Genomic DNA, 18,099 nt, shown 5'->3' on the forward strand with positions numbered 1-18,099 from the left:
GGCGAGCGAGGCCGTGTGCGCGGATCCGGATCCGGGAACGGGAACGGGGCCGGGGCAAGGGGCGCGGCAGGGGCCGGGAGTTGGGACGACGGGCTGATCGCCCGGCGAGCGAGCGAGCGGGCCGCCGTCGCGGCGGGGGAGAAGGAGCGGGAGGCGCCCGAGGAGGACATGCTCCCCGCCCTCGGCGGGAACTACGGAGGTCCCCTCCGTACCCGCCTCGACGCCCTCCACGAGCTCGTCGGGCTCTCCCGCACCCGGGTCGAGAGCGAGGCCCTCGCCGAGGCCGGGCGCGTCCTCGACGAGGCCGCCGCCCGCCAGCGGCTCTCCTCCCGGCACACCGTGATCGCCATCGCCGGCGCCACCGGCAGCGGCAAGTCCACCCTCTTCAACGCCCTCGCCGGCGTCCCCGTCTCCGAGACCGGCCTGCGCCGCCCCACCACCTCCGCGCCCATCGCGCTCAGCTGGTCCGAAGGAGCCGCCGGCCTCCTCGACCGCCTCGCCGTCCCCAGCCGGCTCCGCCGCCGCCCCCTCGCGGGCGGCGCGGCCGACGCCGACCTCCAGGGCCTCGTCCTCGTCGACCTCCCCGACCACGACTCGGCCGTCACCGCCCACCGCGACCAGGTCGACCGGGTCCTCGGCCTCGTCGACGCCGTCATCTGGGTCGTCGACCCCGAGAAGTACGCCGACGCCGCCCTCCACGAGCGCTACCTCCGCCCCCTCGCCGGGCATGCCGAGGTCACCTTCGTCGTCCTCAACCAGATCGACCGGCTCGGCACCGAGGCCGCCGACCTCGTCCTCGACGACCTGCGGCGCCTCCTCGACGAGGACGGAGTGGCCCTCGGCGAGCACGGCGAACCCGGCGCCACCGTCCTCGCCGTCTCCGCTCTCACCGGCGAAGGCATCCCCGAACTGCGTGAGCTCGTCGGCAGTTTCGTCCAGGAACGGACCGCGCCCGAGCGCCGCCTCGCCGCCGACGTCGACGCCGCCGCGGCCCGGCTGCGCCCCGCGTACCTCGCCGACGGCCGCGCCGGCCTCGACGAGCGCGCCCGGGGGGACTTCACGGACCGGCTCGCCCTCGCCGTCGGCGCCCAGGCCGCCGGGGAGGCCGCCGAGCGGGTCTGGCGCCGGGGTGCCATCCGTGCCTGCGGTACGCCCTGGCTGCGGCTCTACCGCTGGTACGAGCGTCTGCGTGCCCACGGCTCCACCGACCCGCGCCTCGACTCGCCCGCCGAGGACGAACTGACGGCGCGGCAGCGCGTCGAGCAGGCGGTACGGATCGTCGCCGACGAGGCCTCGCGCGGACTCCCCGCCCCTTGGGCGCAGGCCGTTCGGGAAGCGGCGGCGCGCGGGGCCGAGGGGCTCCCGGAGGCCCTCGACGAGCTGACGGCCGGCCTGGGCGACCCGGCGGCCCGGCCGCCCCGGCCCGCCTGGTGGCCCGCCGCCGTCCTCGCGCAGGCCGTGATGACGCTCCTGCAGATCTTCGGCGCGCTCTGGCTGGTGGGCCAGATCGTCGGCGTCGTGGAGCCGGGGCTCCTTCCGCCGGTCCTGGTGATGCTCGGTGGCATCGTCGGCGGGCCGCTCGTCGAATGGGCCTGCGAGGGCGCGGTGAAGGGCCCCGCCCGGCGGTACGGGCAGGAGGCCGAGCGCCGGCTGCGGGAGGCCGCCGCGGCCTGCGGCCGGGCCCGGGTGCTCGACCCGGTGGCGGCGGAGCTGATGCGCTACCGGGAGGTGCGCGAGCAGTACGCGACGGTGGTCGGTGTCCGTCCCTCGGCGCGGGTGGTCGGCGGACTCCGGTCCGGCTTCTCGGCGCGGCTGGGAGCGACGCGGACGGGCGTCCGGGGGAGGTAACGGGGGAACGGGAGGTGGGGGAGGGCGTCCTGCCGGCCTTCCCCACCTCCCGTTCCTGTTTCCCTTCTCCCCTTCCGGGTGAGGGAGTTGTCCCCAATGGTCAGCTTGTCCACAGGTCTCGGCGGGAACGCCCCCACCGCCCCCATCATGGTGTCGACCGAGAGAAACACGCAGGTGGACGCAGAGGTGGGGGCGGAACCATGAACGACACGACCGTGACGCTCGTCGGCAACGTGGCGACGGCGGTGGAGTACCGGGAGACGGCCGGAGGCGGGGTGGCGCGGTTCCGCTTCGCGGTGACCGCGCGGCGCCGGGACAGGGATACGGGGCTCTGGTCCGACGGGAACACGAGCTTCTACACGGTGTCGGCCTGGCGGTCGCTCGGGGCGAACCTCGCGGCCTCGGTCTCCGTCGGGGAACCGCTCGTGGTGCACGGCCGGTTGAAGGTCAGGGAGGACGAACGCGACGGGCAGCGCAAGACGTTCGTGGACGTGGACGCACTGGCCGTGGGGCACGATCTGACGCGGGGTACGGCGGCCTTCCGAAGGGTGGCGAAAGCGGAGCAAGTGCCCCTGCCGGAGCCCGGACCGACCCTCGTCCAGGCGTCGGGGCAGGACCCGTGGACGGAGGCCGCGCAGCGGTTGGTGACCGCCCCTTGACCATGTGTGGTGGGGATTTGTCGACCAACTCGCCGGGGGGATAACGATTCTGATTCGGAATGGTTATCTGAACGTATGGCAGGGCACCGGGGGGTTCCGCATCCATAGGATTCCCGGGTACTCATGTGGCACATGAGCCCATCGAGTCTGTGAGTCTGCTGGCGTGCGCTCCCCCCATGCGAATCGACCAAGTTCGCGGAGCGGTGCGCCCGGAGGGGAATGCAATGTTTTCAGTTCGTGGGCGGGGTGCTGCCCGTCTGGCCGCCGCGACCCTGGTCTCCGGCCTCGTCGCGGCTGGTGCGATAGCGACCGCCGCTCCGGCGTTCGCCGATGAGCCCGCCCCGGGTACGGGCGGTGTCACGGCGAAGCTCGGCGGTCTGACGGATGACGTCGGCGGCGTCGAGATCACCGAGAAGAACGGCGACAAGTGGCCGGTCCAGGGTGGTCTCTTCAAGATGGAGGTCGGAGGTGGAGGCACGCTCTTCACCTACTGCATCGACCTCCGCACCCCGGCGCGGGCCGACTTCAACTACAAGGAAGTCGGCTGGGACGAGTCCTCCCTGCACAACAACGAGAACGCGGGCAAGATCCTCTGGATCCTGAAGAACGGCTACCCGGAGCTCTCCGCCGACCGGCTCGGCTCGAAGCTCGGCGTGGAGCTCTCCAAGGGCGAGGCCGCCGCCGGCACCCAGGCCGCGATCTGGACGCTCTCCGACGACGTCACGGCCACGCCGAAGAGTGACGACGCGAAGAAGCTGACGGAGCAGCTCCTCAAGGACGCCGTCACGCTGGAGGAGCCGAAGGCCTCCCTGGCCCTCTCCCCGTCCTCCGTCGCGGGCAAGGCCGGCGAGAAGCTCGGCCCGATCACCGTCACCACCAACTCCAAGCCGACCATCGCGGTCGCCCCGGGTGCCCCGGCCGGCGTCAAGATCGTCGACAAGGCCGGCCAGCCGGTCACCGAGGCGAAGAACGGCGACGAGATCTTCTTCGACGTCCCCGCCGGCACCGCCGACGGCAGCGCCGAGCTGACCGCCGAGGCCACCGCCGAGGTCTCCCTGGGCCGTGCCTTCGTCTCCGTCGACGGCCCGTCCCAGACGCTGATCCTCGCGGGCTCCACCGCCTCCACCGTCAACGCCAAGGCCTCCGCGACCTGGGCGAAGAAGGGTGCCGTCCCGGCCGTCACGGTCGCGAAGGACTGCGCCAAGGGCGGCCTGGAGATCATCGCCTCCAACGAGGGCGACGAGGCCTGGACCTTCGACCTGAAGGGCACCTCGCACACGATCGCCGCCGGTGAGACGAAGACCATCCCGGTCCCGGTCGCCGAGGACGAGGCGTACAAGTTCACGATCACCGGCCCGAACGGCTTCGAGGAGACCTTCGAGGGCGTCCTGGACTGCAAGACGGCCACCCCCGGCCCGAAGCCCTCCGAGACCCCCACCACGGAGCCCTCGACCGAGCCGTCGGAGACCCCCTCCACGCAGCCCGCGACGGAGACCCCGTCGGCCTCGCCGTCGACCTCGGCCCCGACCGGTGACACCACCGGCACGACCGGCACCACCGGCACCACCGGTGGCGGCGACCTCGCCGAGACCGGCAGCTCCAACGCGACCCCGATGATCGCCGGCATCGCCGCCGCGCTCGTCGTGATCGGTGGAGCCGCGGTGTTCATCCTCCGCAAGAAGAAGACCGCCGGTCACTGACGGCGACCGACTCCATGGAGTGATCCGCGTCACACGCGGGTCACTCCGTGAAGCCCCGCCCGATGACCGCACGGCCATCGCACGGCCCTCGTACGACCCTGATGCGCGTCAGCGCCCGGGGCCGTGCGGGGGCCGTCGCACGTCCGGGGCCTCTTCCGCCCCTCCAGAGCCCCCGCGAAGCCCCTCCGGGCCCGCCTGCGCCCGCGCCGCCCGGCGCCCGCCCCGGCCCCGTCTCCGCCCCCGCTCCGCCCCCGCGCCGGTCTTACCGGTTTCCGCCTGAGGGTGGCGGTCAGGCAAGATGGGGTGTATCTGCCCACTCACTCTTCGCCGGACGGTTTCTCTTGGCTGAGTTCATCTACACCATGCGCAAGGCGCGTAAAGCGCACGGCGACAAGGTGATTCTCGACGACGTCTTCCTGAACTTCCTGCCCGGCGCCAAGATCGGTGTGGTGGGTCCGAACGGTGCCGGTAAGTCCACCGTTCTGAAGATCATGGCCGGGATCGAGCAGCCGTCCAACGGTGACGCGTTCCTCTCGCCCGGCTACAGCGTCGGCATTCTCATGCAGGAGCCGAAGCTCGACGAGTCGAAGACCGTCCTGGAGAACGTGCAGGACGGCGCCGCCGAGCAGATGAGCAAGCTCAAGCGCTTCAACGAGGTGGCCGAGCTCATGGCCACCGACTACAGCGACGAGCTCATGGAGGAGATGGGCAAGCTCCAGGAGGACCTTGACCACTCCAACGCCTGGGACCTCGACGCCCAGCTGGAGCAGGCCATGGACGCCCTGGGCTGCCCGCCCGGCGACTGGCCCGTCACCAACCTCTCCGGTGGCGAGAAGCGCCGTGTCGCGCTCTGCAAGCTGCTCATCGAGGCCCCGGACCTGCTCCTCCTCGACGAGCCCACCAACCACCTCGACGCCGAGTCGGTGAACTGGCTGGAGCAGCACCTCTCGAAGTACTCGGGCGCCGTGGTGGCCGTCACCCACGACCGTTACTTCCTGAACAACGTCGCCGAGTGGATCCTGGAGCTCGACCGCGGTCGCGCGATCCCCTACGAGGGCAACTACTCCACCTACCTCGACAAGAAGGCCACTCGCCTCAAGGTCGAGGGCAAGAAGGACGAGAAGCGCGCCAAGCGCCTCAAGGAAGAGCTGGAGTGGGTGCGGTCCAACGCCAAGGGGCGTCAGACCAAGTCCAAGGCCCGTCTCGCCCGCTACGAGGAGATGGCGGCCGAGGCCGACAAGATGCGGAAGCTGGACTTCGAGGAGATCCAGATCCCGCCGGGTCCGCGCCTGGGCTCCATCGTCGTCGAGGTCGAGAACCTCTCCAAGGCCTTCGGCGACAAGGTCCTCATCGACGACCTGAGCTTCACCCTGCCGCGTAACGGCATCGTCGGCGTCATCGGCCCGAACGGCGCCGGCAAGACCACGCTCTTCAAGATGATCCAGGGTCTGGAGACCCCGGATTCCGGCTCGATCAAGGTCGGCGAGACCGTCAAGATCTCGTACGTCGACCAGAGCCGCGCCAACATCGACCCCAAGAAGACGCTGTGGGCCGTCGTCTCCGACGAGCTGGACTACATCAACGTCGGCCACGTCGAGATGCCGTCCCGCGCGTACGTCAGCGCCTTCGGCTTCAAGGGCCCGGACCAGCAGAAGCCCGCGGGCGTGCTGTCCGGCGGTGAGCGCAACCGCCTCAACCTGGCGCTGACGCTCAAGGAGGGCGGCAACCTGCTGCTCCTCGACGAGCCCACCAACGACCTCGACGTCGAGACCCTGTCGTCGCTGGAGAACGCCCTCCTGGAGTTCCCCGGCGCCGCGGTCGTGATCTCCCACGACCGGTGGTTCCTGGACCGCGTCGCGACGCACATCCTCGCGTACGAGGGTGAGTCGAAGTGGTACTGGTTCGAGGGCAACTTCGAGTCGTACGAGAAGAACAAGATCGAGCGCCTCGGCGCCGAGGCGGCCCGCCCGCACCGCGCCACGTACAAGAAGCTGACCCGAGGCTGAGCGTGCGCCACATCTACAGCTGTCCCCTGCGCTGGTCGGACATGGACGCCTTCGGGCACGTCAACAACGTCGTCTTCCTGCGGTACCTGGAAGAGGCGCGCATCGACTTCATGTTCCGGCTGGCGCCGGGGGACGGTTCCCCCTCGTTCTCCGGCGGGTCCGTCGTGGCCCGGCACGAGATCGACTACAAGCGGCCGCTGGTCCACCGGCACGAGCCGGTGACCATCGAGTCCTGGGTCACGAAGATAGGCGCGGCGTCGCTGACGATCGCGTACGAGGTCAAGGACGCCGACGTCGTGTACGTCCGGGCGTCCACGGTCGTCGTGCCCTTCGACCTGGAGGCCCAGCGTCCGCGCCGGATCACCTCCGAGGAGCGCGAGTTCCTCCAGGTGTACGTCGACGACGGGATGACGTCCGCCGCATGACCGTGCTCGCTCCGCTGCACTTCGCCGACCCCCGGGAGGCGGCGGCCCTCGCCGCCTTCCTGGGCCGGCTGGTCCACTACGACCGGGCCGCGGCCGTCCGCCTCCAGGCGGGCGGCGGGGCGCTGGCCGTCTTCGGCCGGCCGCCGTCCTTCGAGGTGCTCGCGATCCGTACGGCCCGGCTCGTCGACGCCGTGGACCTGGACGTCACCGTCTCCGCAGGCGAACTCCTCGAAGGCATCGAGGAGTCGGCCGGCAAGGCGGTCGTTCCGGAATCCGTCACCGGCCCGCCCTGGGCGGGCATGCTGCCGCCCCGGGCCGGCTGGCGGCCGGTCGCCGGACTGCCGGGCGCCGCGCAGATGCGCGGCGCGGTCGCCGCGGCCGTCGCCGAGTTCCGGGCGCGCGACGAGGAGCTGCCCGAGGAGCGGCGGACCAGGGCCGAGCGCGACCGCCTCGGCCGCGACATCTGGTCCCGGACCCTCGGCGCCACCGGCCTGCCCCTGCGGGCCGTGCACGCCGCGCAGTCGCTCGGCTTCCTGCCGCCGGGACAGGAGGACGCGCCGGTCGCGCTCTTCGCCTCCGGCCCGTGGCTCCGGCTGCGCACCCCGTACGGCTCGATCGCCGTCCGTACGGCGCCGATGGGCCTCATCTCCGTCACCCCGGGATGACCCCGCTCCCGCCCCCGGGCGTCGAGGTCGACGGGGCCCTTGCCGGGGACGAGCTCAACAGTCTCTTCCACGCCTCCTGGCCCGGGCACCGGGACACCGACTTCGGACCGGTCCTCGCCCGCAGCCTCCTCCGCGTCACCGCCCGCCGCGCCGGGCGGCTCGTCGGGTACGTGAACGTCGTCGGGGACGGTGGTGTGCACGCCTTCCTCCTCGACACCACCGTCCACCCGGACGAGCGCCGGGCCGGGCTCGGCGTCGCCCTCGTCCGGGCGGCCGCCGCGGCGGCCCGCGAGCGCGGCGCGCACTGGCTGCATGTGGACTACGAGCCCCACCTCGCCGGCTTCCACGAGCGCTGCGGCTTCCGGCCCACGGCCGCCGGACTCATGGCGCTGGACACCCCCTAGGGGTTTGCCCGGCGGTCTGCCCTCGGTCCGCCCGGCGACGGCCCGCCCGCGTCAGCGCTCCTCGTCGTCCGGCCAGACCCCGATGTGGTCCTGCTCCAGCTCCAGCGCCACCCGGTGCTCCATCCCGAGCGCCCGCGTGTAGTCCGCCGGGAGCTGGAGCCGGCCGGCGCGGTCGAGCATCGCGTACTCCCGTGCCACCGTCGACTCCTGGCCCAGCTCGTCGACCTCGGTGCGGCGCAGGACCTCCGAGGAGGTGCGGCCGTCGCGGATGGCGACCGTGCGGCGGACCTCGGAGGCGACCGCCTGGTCGTGGGTGACGATGACGATCGTCGTGCCCAGCTCCTCGTTGGCGCGGCGGAAGGCGGCGAAGACCTGCTCCCCGGTGGCCGAGTCCAGCTCGCCGGTCGGTTCGTCGGCGAGGAGCAGGGCCGGGTTGTTGGCGAGGGCGACCGCGATGGCCACCCGCTGCTGCTGGCCGCCGGAGAGCTGGTGCGGCCGCCGGTCACGGGCGTCCGCGATGCCCAGCATGGCGAGGAGCTCCTCCGCCCGTTCGGCCTTCCGCTTCGTGCGGCCCCGCAACTGCATCGGCAGGGCCACGTTCTGAGCCGCCGTCAGGTACGGGAGGAGGTTGCGGGCGGTCTGCTGCCAGACGAAGCCGACGACCTCGCGGCGGTACCGGAGCCGCGCCTTGCCGTCCATCGCCAGCAGGTCGCTCCCCGCGACCCGGGCCGCGCCGGCCGTCGGCACGTCGAGGCCCGCCAGGATGTTCATCAGCGTCGACTTGCCGGAGCCGGAGGCGCCGACGAGGGCCATCAACTCGCCCTCCTTCACCAGGAGATCGAGGCCCTGCAGCGCCTGCACCTCCACCCCGTCCGTGGTGAAGATCCGCACCAGCCGGTCGCAGGCGATGAGCGCGTCGTGCCCGTACGAGGGCCGGTCGCGCCGCGCGGTCGCCCGCTGCTCCAGCTCCTCCAGGGTGGTGCCCGAGGAGTCGGCGGGGAGGGTCGTACCGGGGTTCGTCATCGTGCGTCTCCTGCCCTCAGTTCCTTGATCGAGCCCTTGCGCCCCGCCCACCAGGCCTGCCCGGCCGCCGCCACCGCCGTGATCAGGACGATCGCGACGGCGGGCACCGCGAGCGACCACGGGTCGGCCCGCAGCGGTGCGCTGTCCAGCGGGGCGTACGCCGGTGTCGTGGCCAGCGCGAGGCGGAACAGGTCGATCCCGGGGGCGACCAGCGGCACCGTCGCCCAGCCGACCAGCGTGCCGCCGAGCGCGGCGAGGACCGCCTGCGGCAGCGCTTCGAGGCCGAGGAGCCTGCGCCCCTGCTTCCGGGTCAGGCCCATCGTCCGCAGCCGCGCGAGGAGGGTGGTCCGCTCCGGAGCGCTCTGCAGCAGGGAGAGCAGCACCGCCACGACCGCATAGCCGGCGCCCGCGCCGATGGCCGCCGTGTAGATCTGCTCGGCGCCCGTCTGGAGCGGCGAGTCCACGTAGCCGGCCCGTTGCTCGGTCCGCATGGTCACCAGGAGGCTGCCCGACTCCGCCTTCGCGGCGGCCCGCAGCGCGGCGCCGTCCGCCGGTCCGGTGACGAGCAGCGCCGTGGACGTCCGGTGGGTGAGGTCGGCGGCGTTGACGAGGAGGAAGTCGGCGTCCTGCAGGGCCGGGGTGGTCGGGCGGACCGCGACGACCTTCACCCGGAACACCCCCGCCGCGGTGACGAGCTCCTGCGGTTCGGCGCCGAGCCGCTCGGCGACCGACGGCGAGGCGATGGCGGGCAGCACCCGCTCCCGGTCCGCGGCGACCTCCTTGCCGCCCTTCCCCGTCGAGGCGAGCAGCCCCGGCGGGAACGGCCCCAAACCGGTCCGCTTCGCCAGCCGGGTGTACGAGTCCGGTTCGACGCCGACGAGCGGCGAGGTCATCTTCGGCGCGGAGGCGCCCAGCCGGGACGGCAGATCGATGCCGTACTCGATCTGCAGCGGGGCCACGTCCCGTACCCCCGCAGTACCGCGCACCGCCTCGGTGAGTCCGGACGGCAGGGGTGTCCCCTCCACCGATCCGTCGATACGGGCGTCCGCGCCGGTCGCCAGGAGCGCCGCGCGGTCGCGGGCGTCGGCGATGCCGGCCAGGACGGAGCCGCCGAAGGCGGCCGTGGCCAGCGCGAGGACGAGCGCGAGGAGCGCTCCCGTCGAGGAGACGCGCCCGGCGCGGGCGAGGGCGAGCGGGCCGACCACCCCGCGCAGCCGGCGGGCCGGGCGGCCCAGCCAGCGCAGCGGCAGCGGATAGATCCGTACGAGAACCAGGGCGGCGATCAGGCCGACGAGCACCGGGGCGGCGCTCACCAGATGGTCCCCGCCGTCACCGGTGCCCCGCAGGCGCAGGGAGGCGACGGCGCCCACGGCGAGGACGAGGAAGGTGAGTTCGGCGACCGTGCGGCGCCGGGAGGGCCGGGCGGTCAGCAGGTCGTCGCGACCGCCGTGCAGGCGCGGGCGCCGGTGCAGGACGACGGCGCGTACGGGCAGGACGAGCATCGCGAGGAGGGTGACGGCGGAGGCGGCGAGCAGGGAGGGGAGCAGCGGGATGCCGTCGGAGCCGGCGGCGGATGCCGACGCGTCGCCCGCCCCGGGGACGGTCGCCACGGCCAGGGCGACGGCGAGCGCCGCGGCCGGTACGGCGACCGCGGAGGTCTCGCCGAGGAGGCGCAGGCCGATGCCGGTGAGCGAGCCGCCGCGGGAGCGGAGCAGGGCCAGCTCGCTGTCCCGGCGGGCGAGGAAGAGGCCGCCGGTCATGGCGAGGACGACCGCGGCGACCGTGCCGATGCCGAAGACGGCGACGGCCACGACCGGGTTGATCGCCTCGCGGGTCGAGACGAACGCCTCGACGATCCCGTCGAGGTCGGTGCCGAACGTGCCGGTGGGGCCGACGACCTCGCGCATCCTGGCCAGGTCGGGGCCGGCCGCCGCCGAGGAGAGCGCGGCGTCGAGCCGTTCCGCGTCGTCGCCGGTGAGGTGCCCGGACGTGGGCAGGAACCGGAAGAAGACCTCCGGCTCGCCGGCGGTGGAGAGCAGCGCGGGCGCCGAGGCGGGCGAGACCAGCAGCGCCGCCTGCCAGTAGCGCTTGACGTCGAGGATGCCGACCGTGGCGAGCGCCGGGGTGCGGAGGATCGGTTCCGCGGCCCAGTACGCGTCCTCGGGGCCGCGCGGCTCCACGATCCCGGTGACCGTGACGGCGATCGGCTCCAGGCCGAACCGGCTGGGCACGTGGACGACGGAGCCGGCCTTCAGGCGCAGCGTCCCGGCGGTCTTCGTGGTCACCACCGCCTCCGGCCGGGCGGCCGTGCCCGCGGCGAGCCGGCCCTGCCGCAGGGTGGCGTGGGAGGTCAGGCCGGAGGGGGAGGAGAGCACGAACTCAGGGGGGAGTCCGTCCGGCCGGGGCAGCCACGGGTCGGTCCCCGCTACCCATCTGACCGTACGCACTCCGTGGACGGACTGCCGCGGGTCGATCCGCAGCGGCCGGGGCAGCAGGTCGCGCACCCGCTCGTGCTGCCGGTCGAGGACGGCGGGGGCCAGCCCCGCCTCGCGTACGGCCGCGGGCTGTTCGAGGCCGGGCGGGCCGGCGGTCACCTGGAGCACGATGTTGCGGGCCGCCGCGCTCCCGATGTCGTGCCGGAGCCCCTCGGACTCGTACGAGGCCACGGCGCGCGGCAGCGCGGCCGCGAGGTAGGCGGTGACCAGGACGAGGAGGGCGAGGGAGGCCGCCGCCCAGGGTGTGGTCCGCAGCCGGGTCCGTACCCAGGGCGCCACGGCGCGGGCGGGTCTGTCGGTCCGGGACCGGGACATGTCGGGGGCCTTCCTGCGTGCGGCGGGTGTCTCGGGGGTCGCCTCGCCCGCGCCCGGGCCCTTCCCTGCGGGCGCGGACATCAGTGGTCCCCCTGGTGGCGCAGGGTGACGACCGGGTCGGTGCGGCGCAGGGCGATCACGGCGACCATCGCGAGGGGCAGTACGGCGACGCCGGCGAGCAGCAGGACGACCTGGCCGAGGGGCAGTTCGACGAGGACCGGGGGGACGGGCCGGGTGGCGTGGCCGGTGAGGACGACGAGCGGGACGACGGCCCGCGCGAGGACGGCGCCGAGTCCGGCGCCGATGAGCAGGCCGATGGCGATGAGCAGCCCCTGTTCGGCGGCGATCAGCCGGGCGAGGCGGCGGCGTGGTGTGCCGAGCGCCCGGAGCACCCCGAACTCGGCGGAACGTTCCCGCATGGCGCCGGCCGAGCCGACCCCGAAGCCGACGGCGGCGAGCGCGGCACCGGCGGCGGCGACCGCCGTCAGGGCGGCGTTGGGGCCCGCGCCGAGCGGGTCGCCGAGCAGTTCGGTGGCGATCTCGTCGCGCACCAGGATCTGGGCGGGGTCGGCGTCGGGGCGGGCGCGCAGGGCCGCGGCGACCTCGTCCGACCGTCCGGGGCCGACGTTCAGCCACCATTCGGTGGGCGCCACGGTCGAGGCGGCGCCGGTGGACAGGTAGTGGTTGACCGAGGCCAGGTCGAGGAGGATCGTGCCGCCGTCGTCGGGGGTGGTGGCCGCGGCGGTCGCCGAGGCCGTACGGGTGCCGGGGCCGGTGGTGGGCAGCTCCTCGACGACGCGGTCGACGGTGACCTTGACGTGGCCGCCGATGGAGACCTCGATCAGGTCGCCCGGCTCGGCGCCGGTGGCCGTCATGAAGCTCCGGGTGGCGACGGCGGACAGCCTGGCGGGTGCCTTGGGCGCGGGCGCGCTCGTCCGGAGCGCGAACTCCGTCTTCTCCCCGTAAATCTCCTGGTCCGGTGCGCTGGTGAGGGTGAACGGGAGGGAGAGTGCGGCGGGGCGGCCGGCGGGTCCCGCGGTGCCGGGCACGGGCTTCGCGTCCAGGGTGCCGTCGCCCCGGGCCTGCTCGTAGGAGTGCTTCCAGGGTGCGAGGACCCGGGCCGGTGCGTGGGTCTCGTCGTGTCCGTCGGCCCGGACGACGCCGAGGCGTTCGACGTGGAGGGTCTGTGCGGCGTCCACGCCGTAGCCGATCTGACCGGACAGCTCCAGTCCGACGAGGGTGAGCCGGCCGCCGGAGCCGCCGCTCGCCTCGGCGCCGGGAGCGGCGGTCAGGGCGCCGAGGCCGAGGCTGAGCCGGTGCGTCCGGCCGTCGGCTTCGAGCGGCCCCATGGTGTGCTGGTAGAGGACGCCGTTCGGGTCCTCCAGGACGGCGGTGACCTGGCCGTCGCCGACCGGTTCGGCGAGCCGCAGGTCGGCGGTGAGCGCGCGGGTGCCGGCCGGCAGCGCGAGGCCGGGGCGGTTCACGGCCCGGGGGGCGAGCGGGGCGAGGAGCTCGCGGGCGGGGGCGTCGGCGAGGTCGGAGCGGAAGAGCAGGCCGGCGCCGGCGCTGCGGGTGTCCACGGCGAGGACGGTCGCGCTCTTCCCGGCGACGTCCATGGTGACGCGGTGCACCGGAGCCACCGCGCGGACACCGGGTACGTTGCCCAGCTGCTCGGTCCGGGTGGGCTGGCCGGGGCCGGAGCTGAGGACGCGTACGGCCGATCCGGCACGGAAGTCGGCCTGGTCGCGCTGAGAACGCTCCCACGAGGCGTTCTGGCCGATGGCCAGCATGCCCATCGCCATGGAGAGGACGAGGAGGAGGACGGGACCCGCGCCGCGCAGCGGCCGGCGGCTGAACTGCCAGCCGGCGAGGGCCGCGGAGAGACCCCGCCCGCGCGCCGCGCGCCGCTCGGCCAGCTTGGCGGCGACCGGCAGCAGACGCAGCGTCAGGACGGTGCCGGCCAGCAGCGCGAGGGCGGGCGCGGCGACGAGCACCGGGTCCACGGAACCGCCGCCGGACCCGCCCGCGTCGAGGGTGCCGCCTGCGGCTGTCGGCCGCTGCAACTGCCAGTAGGCGACGGCGGCGACGGCCAGCAGACCGAGGTCCGCGCCGGCCCGTACGGGACCGGGCAGGGCGGCCGAGCGGCCCTTGCGCAGCGGGACGACGGAACCGTCCCCGGCGGTGAGCGCGGGCGCGACCACGGCCGCGGCGCAGCACAGGGCCACGGTGGCGCCGACCAGCCACACCTGGAGGGAGGGTGTCGTGTCGAGGCGTACGCCGAGGGACGAGAACGCGGACCGCTCGGCGAAGAGCCGGGTCAGCGGTCCCGAGAGGAGCGGTGCGGCGAGCGCCGCCGGCAGGGCGAGGAGCAGGGCCTCGGCGGCGGCGAGGCCGGTGATCCGGCGCCGGGAACCGCCACGGGCCCGGAGCAGCGCGGTCTCCCCGGAGCGCTCGGTGCTGAGCAGCCGGGCGACGAGCAGCAGTGCGTACGCGGCGAGGAGCGCCAGCTGCACGGCCACGATCAGGAGGGTGGAGCGGGAGACGAGCAGGGCCCGCTGGGTCTGCTCCAGGACTCCGGGGAGTGCGGTGGACGCCGAGACCGTCGTGCCGAAGCGCGCGGTGTCGGTGGCCATCGCCTTGGGGCCCTCGGTCGCGGTGGCGCGCAGCGCGTCGATGCGGCCGGTGGTGAAGCCGGTGAAGTCGGCGGAGCCGAGCCAGGACGTCTCGCCGGAGCTCAGCGCCCGGGAGGTCATGAGGGTCGGGTCGACGAGCAGCGGGCCGTACGTCGTGAAAGTGACCGTCCGCACCCCGCGGCCGTCGGCCGGGTCGAGCCGCCAGTACAGGTCGCCGGTGTCGACGGGCCGGTAGACGCCGGTGATCCGGGCCTTCACCAGCGTGCCGTCGAGCCGGTCGGCGAGGGTGAGCACGGTCCCGGGCGTGACCCGGAGCCGGCGGGCCGCCTCCTCGGGGAGCGCCGTCTCGACCACGCCGCCGGTGCGGGCGGCCGAGGGCCAGGCGCCCCGGACGAGGGAGAGCCGCGAGCGGTCGAGTGCGGCGAAGTGGGCGAGGTCGGGGTCGCCGCCGCGCGCGGTGGGCGCCTGGAGCGCGCGGGGCAGCGCGTACGGCCCGGAGCGTTCGAGCCGCCGTACCGTCACGGGCAGCCCGTCGAAGGTCTTCCGCGCCCCGTCCCGCACGGCCTCCTCGGCGTCGGCCCGCTTCCCGGCGGGCACCTGCCCGGTCACGAGCAGCGAGGCGGCGGGCGCCGACCGCCCCTGGAGCCGGGCCTGGAGCGCCGCGTCCCCGATGGAGGCGGAGAAGGCGGCGAGCGTGGCCAGCACGGTCGTGGTCAGAAGCACGGCGAGGAGCGCCGCGGCCAGCAGCAGCCGGTGAGCCCTGACGCGCAGGAATACGAACCCCGTCACCCATCCCCCTGGAACAACGCCGAAAGTCCTCTGCGTCCCCCCGGACTTCCCTGGATGCTTTCAGAGTGCACGTGTCGCTGGAAACCGCTTACGGTCCGACCTTGATGCGATCGTGACCGTTAATCGGCGTTCCGTCTCCGGAATATGTCCGTCCAGGGGTGGTGCGGTTGCTCTCGGTCATCTCCCGGTCATATCCGCCCGACCCGCATCGGGCGGCGGCAAGAAGGCTGTCAGCCCGCCGTGTTCACCATGGAGGCCGCCGCGTAGGTGAGGTAGCGCCACAGCTCCGCCTCGTGTGCGGGGGCGAGCCGGAGGTCGTCCAGGGCGGCGCGCATGTGGCGGAGCCAGGCGTCGTGCGCCGCCTGGTCCACGGTGAAGGGGGCGTGGCGCATGCGGAGGCGGGGGTGGCCGCGGTCGTCGCTGTACGTGCGGGGGCCGCCCCAGTACTGCATCAGGAAGAGCGCGAGGCGCTCCTCCGCCGGGCCGAGATCCTCCTCGGGGTACATCGGGCGCAGCAGCGGGTCCGCCGCGACGCCCTTGTAGAAGCGGTGGACCAGGCGGCGGAAGGTCTCCTCGCCGCCGACCTGCTCGTAGAAGGTCTGCTCCTGCGTCGTTTCCCCGGGAATCTCGTTCACCGTTCCATCGTCTCAGATGCCCCGGCCGAGGACCGGGGGCTTAGGACCAGTCCGGCGGATCATGGTCGGGGTCGGGATCATGGTCGGGGTCGGGGTCGGGGTCGGGGTCGGGGTCGGGGTCGGGGTCGGGGTCGGGGTCGGGGCCGGGGCAGCGGACCGGTACCCGTACGGGCGCTCGCCCCGGGGCCGCGGCGGCGGGAGAGTGGAGGCATGGGTGGTGAGCCGTGGGGTGAGTTCGCCGGGGACGGTGCGCGGGAGCGGCGGGCGCTCGTGCGGCGGATCGAGGCGGAAGGCGTGCTGGCCGACCCCGCCTGGCGGGCCGCCTTCGCGGAGGTCCCGCGCCATCTCTTCGTCCCGTACTTCTACGTCTCCGGGACCGGCGGCTACGAGCGGCTCTGGGCCGGCGACCCCGACCCCGCGCGGCGGGCGCGCTGGCTGCGCGGGGCCTACGCGGACACGGCGGTCGCCACGCGCGTACGCGACGGGGAGCTGGTCTCCTCCGCCAGCCAGCCCTCCCTGATGGCGCTCATGCTCCAGGCCCTGGACGTGCGCGACGGCGACGACGTCCTGGAGATCGGCGCCGGGACCGGCTACCACGCGGCCCTGCTCTCCCACCGGCTCGGCGAGGAGCACGTCACCACCGTCGACCTCGACGAGGAGATCGCCGAGTCCGCCCGGACCCATCTCGCCGCCGCCGGGTACCGGCCCGCCGTGCTCGCCGCCGACGGTGCCCGGGGCTGTCCCGAGCGCGCCCCCTACGACCGGATCGTCGCGACCTGCGCGGTGCCCGCCGTCCCGTACCCCTGGCTCGCCCAGTGCAGACCCGGCGCCCTGGTCCTCGCCCCGCTCTCCACCGGGCTGATCCTGCTGCGGGTGCGCGACGGCACGCACGCGGAGGGACGGTTCCTGGAGACCTCGGCGTACTTCGTGGCGTTGCGGGGCGTCGGCGCCCACGTCCCGGGACGGCCCGGCCCGCGCCACGGCCCCGCCGGGGACGAACGCTTCCGCTTCCTGTGGGGCCTCGTCGCCGAGGCCCTGGACAGACGCGAAGCGCTCTCGCTCTGGCTGCGCGAGGGGCGGCCGGAGCGGGAGCGCTTCGGGGTGACGGTCAGCGGCGACCGGCAGTGGGCCTGGCTGGACGAGCCCGGAGGGCCGTACGCCTGGCCCCTGCCGTCCGCCGGCTAGCCGCGGCGGATCGTGATCGTCGTCCAGGCGCCGACGTGCACCCGGTCGCCCTCCTGGAGCTGGACCGGCACGTAGGGCTGGATCGGCTCCTCGCCGCCGTTGATCGTGGTGCCGTTGGTGGAGTTCTGGTCCACCACCGCCCACGACCCGTCCGGCTGCTGCACGAGCACGGCGTGCTGGTGCGAGACGCCCGGGTCCTCCGGCGGCACCGACAGGTCGATGTCCGGGGACTCGCCGGTGGAGTGCCGGCGACGGCCGATGGAGATCTGGTTGCCCTGGAGCGGCAGGTGCTTGTCCGGCGAGTACGCGGGCAGGTTCAGGCCCGAGGCCTCCGGGCCGCTGCGGTGCATCATCGCCATGAAGTACTCGCGGTCCGGGCCGATGACCGCGGTCCAGCCCATCGGCGGCCGCGGCGGCTCGAACTGCTGCCGCGGAGGCTGCTGCTGGAACTGCTGCTGCTGCTGCTGCGGAGGCGAGGCCTGGAACTGCTGCTGGGGCGGCGGGGCCTGGTGCTGCTGCGGGGGCGGCGGCGGGGCCTGGTGCTGCGGCGGCTGCGGCTGCGACGGCGGCGACAGGACCCAGTCGTCGTCCGCGCGCGGTTGCGGCGGCGCGGGCGGGGCCGGGGTCTGGACCGGTGCCTGCGGCGGCGGGGCCTGGAGGTATGCGGGCGGCGCCTGCTGTACGGGCGGCTGCATGGGCTGCTGTACGGGCGGTTGCTGCACCGGCGGGCGCTGCGGCGGGGCCTGGTGGTGCGTGGGCTCGGCGCCCAGCGGCTCGGCCGGACGGTTCACCTGGGAGGGCCGCGAGCCCTGGTACCCGAAGGGATCCGGCTGCGGTGGCTGCTGCTGCGGGGGCGGCGGCGGGGACTGGAAGCCGGGCGGCAGGTTCAGACCGGGCGGCGGCCCGGACTGCTGCGGAGCCAGCGGCGTGTACGAGGTCGCCGTGTTCGTGAGGAAGTTCCAGCGGCACTCCTCGCAGAACGGTGCCATGTGCTCACGCGGGGTACGGCACTGCGGGCAGAGCTCGGCCTGCGCGGTCGCGTTCGGGTCGCCCCCGGGACCGAAGCCGCCGGGAGCACCGGGGCCACCAGGAGCACCGTGGCCGCCGGGCGCGCCGGGCGGCGGGCCCATCGGGGGCTGGCCGGGGCCGCCGGGGCCCGGGTATCCGTACGCGGGCGGCGGCGGCGGGGGAGGCGGCGGCACGGCACCCGCAGGCGCGCCCGCCCCGGCCATGCGGTGGCCGCAGACCTCGCACCAGTCGTCGGAGACCGACTGGTGTCCGTTCGGGCAGGTCGGCATGTCGGTGCTTCCCCCTCTC

General features: G+C 74.3%; 13 protein-coding genes. 8 read left to right on the forward strand and 5 right to left on the reverse strand.

Annotated elements, in window-relative coordinates; all coding sequences use genetic code 11:
- The first annotated feature begins 15 nt into the window (after positions 1 to 15).
- The 7 genes from DEJ46_RS26085 to DEJ46_RS26115 all read left to right on the forward strand — a co-directional run bounded on the left by DEJ46_RS26085 (position 16) and on the right by DEJ46_RS26115 (position 7,707).
- A complete protein-coding gene (locus tag DEJ46_RS26085; RefSeq protein ID WP_411757837.1) occupies positions 16 to 1,848 on the forward strand; it encodes a GTPase in 1,833 nt (610 codons plus the stop codon).
- Positions 1,849 to 2,048: 200 nt separating this feature from the next.
- Entirely contained in the window at positions 2,049 to 2,507 is a 459-nt protein-coding gene (locus DEJ46_RS26090) for a single-stranded DNA-binding protein (protein WP_150270154.1), read from the forward strand.
- A gap of 224 nt (positions 2,508 to 2,731) precedes the next feature.
- Positions 2,732 to 4,207 carry an LAETG motif-containing sortase-dependent surface protein gene (locus DEJ46_RS26095; protein ID WP_150270155.1) on the forward strand — a complete coding sequence of 492 codons (1,476 nt, stop codon included), beginning with the start codon at positions 2,732 to 2,734 and terminating at the stop codon, positions 4,205 to 4,207.
- A 341-nt stretch (positions 4,208 to 4,548) separates the two neighbouring features.
- Positions 4,549 to 6,213 carry an energy-dependent translational throttle protein EttA gene (ettA, locus tag DEJ46_RS26100; protein ID WP_150270157.1) on the forward strand — a complete coding sequence of 555 codons (1,665 nt, stop codon included), beginning with the start codon at positions 4,549 to 4,551 and terminating at the stop codon, positions 6,211 to 6,213.
- Between the two features lie 2 nt (positions 6,214 to 6,215).
- Positions 6,216 to 6,638: an acyl-CoA thioesterase gene (locus DEJ46_RS26105; protein WP_150270159.1), complete on the forward strand. Its 423-nt coding sequence runs from the start codon at positions 6,216 to 6,218 to the stop codon at positions 6,636 to 6,638.
- Positions 6,635 to 7,303: a hypothetical protein gene (locus tag DEJ46_RS26110; protein ID WP_150270161.1), complete on the forward strand. Its 669-nt coding sequence runs from the start codon at positions 6,635 to 6,637 to the stop codon at positions 7,301 to 7,303. The genes DEJ46_RS26105 and DEJ46_RS26110 overlap by 4 nt, the downstream gene beginning before the upstream one ends.
- Complete coding sequence (locus DEJ46_RS26115; protein ID WP_150270163.1) at positions 7,300 to 7,707, forward strand: GNAT family N-acetyltransferase; 408 nt, start codon at positions 7,300 to 7,302, stop codon at positions 7,705 to 7,707. Before DEJ46_RS26110 ends, DEJ46_RS26115 begins: the two co-directional genes overlap by 4 nt.
- Before the next feature lie 51 nt (positions 7,708 to 7,758).
- Here the strand turns inward: DEJ46_RS26115 and DEJ46_RS26120 are convergent, their stop codons facing one another.
- The 4 genes from DEJ46_RS26120 to DEJ46_RS26135 all read right to left on the reverse strand — a co-directional run bounded on the left by DEJ46_RS26120 (position 7,759) and on the right by DEJ46_RS26135 (position 15,597).
- The gene (locus DEJ46_RS26120) at positions 7,759 to 8,730 is read right to left on the reverse strand and encodes an ABC transporter ATP-binding protein (protein WP_150270165.1); all 972 of its coding nucleotides are present in this window, start codon (positions 8,728 to 8,730) and stop codon (positions 7,759 to 7,761) included.
- Positions 8,727 to 11,540, reverse strand: a complete 2,814-nt coding sequence (locus DEJ46_RS26125) for an ABC transporter permease (protein WP_150274777.1) — start codon at positions 11,538 to 11,540, stop codon at positions 8,727 to 8,729. Before DEJ46_RS26125 ends, DEJ46_RS26120 begins: the two co-directional genes overlap by 4 nt.
- A gap of 80 nt (positions 11,541 to 11,620) precedes the next feature.
- The gene (locus tag DEJ46_RS26130) at positions 11,621 to 14,962 is read right to left on the reverse strand and encodes an ABC transporter permease (RefSeq protein ID WP_150270167.1); all 3,342 of its coding nucleotides are present in this window, start codon (positions 14,960 to 14,962) and stop codon (positions 11,621 to 11,623) included.
- A gap of 230 nt (positions 14,963 to 15,192) precedes the next feature.
- Positions 15,193 to 15,597 carry a globin gene (locus DEJ46_RS26135; protein ID WP_150270169.1) on the reverse strand — a complete coding sequence of 135 codons (405 nt, stop codon included), beginning with the start codon at positions 15,595 to 15,597 and terminating at the stop codon, positions 15,193 to 15,195.
- Positions 15,598 to 15,807: 210 nt separating this feature from the next.
- Here DEJ46_RS26135 and DEJ46_RS26145 point away from each other — a divergent pair, with 210 nt between their 5' ends.
- The gene (locus tag DEJ46_RS26145; protein WP_150270171.1) at positions 15,808 to 16,782 is read left to right on the forward strand and encodes a methyltransferase domain-containing protein; all 975 of its coding nucleotides are present in this window, start codon (positions 15,808 to 15,810) and stop codon (positions 16,780 to 16,782) included.
- Here the strand turns inward: DEJ46_RS26145 and DEJ46_RS26150 are convergent.
- The gene (locus tag DEJ46_RS26150) at positions 16,779 to 18,080 is read right to left on the reverse strand and encodes an FHA domain-containing protein (RefSeq protein WP_150270172.1); all 1,302 of its coding nucleotides are present in this window, start codon (positions 18,078 to 18,080) and stop codon (positions 16,779 to 16,781) included. The genes DEJ46_RS26145 and DEJ46_RS26150 overlap by 4 nt on opposite strands.
- Between the last annotated feature and the right edge of the window lie 19 nt (positions 18,081 to 18,099).

Origin of the sequence: Streptomyces venezuelae (assembly GCF_008642375.1) — a bacterium.
Classification (GTDB): domain Bacteria; phylum Actinomycetota; class Actinomycetes; order Streptomycetales; family Streptomycetaceae; genus Streptomyces; species Streptomyces venezuelae_G.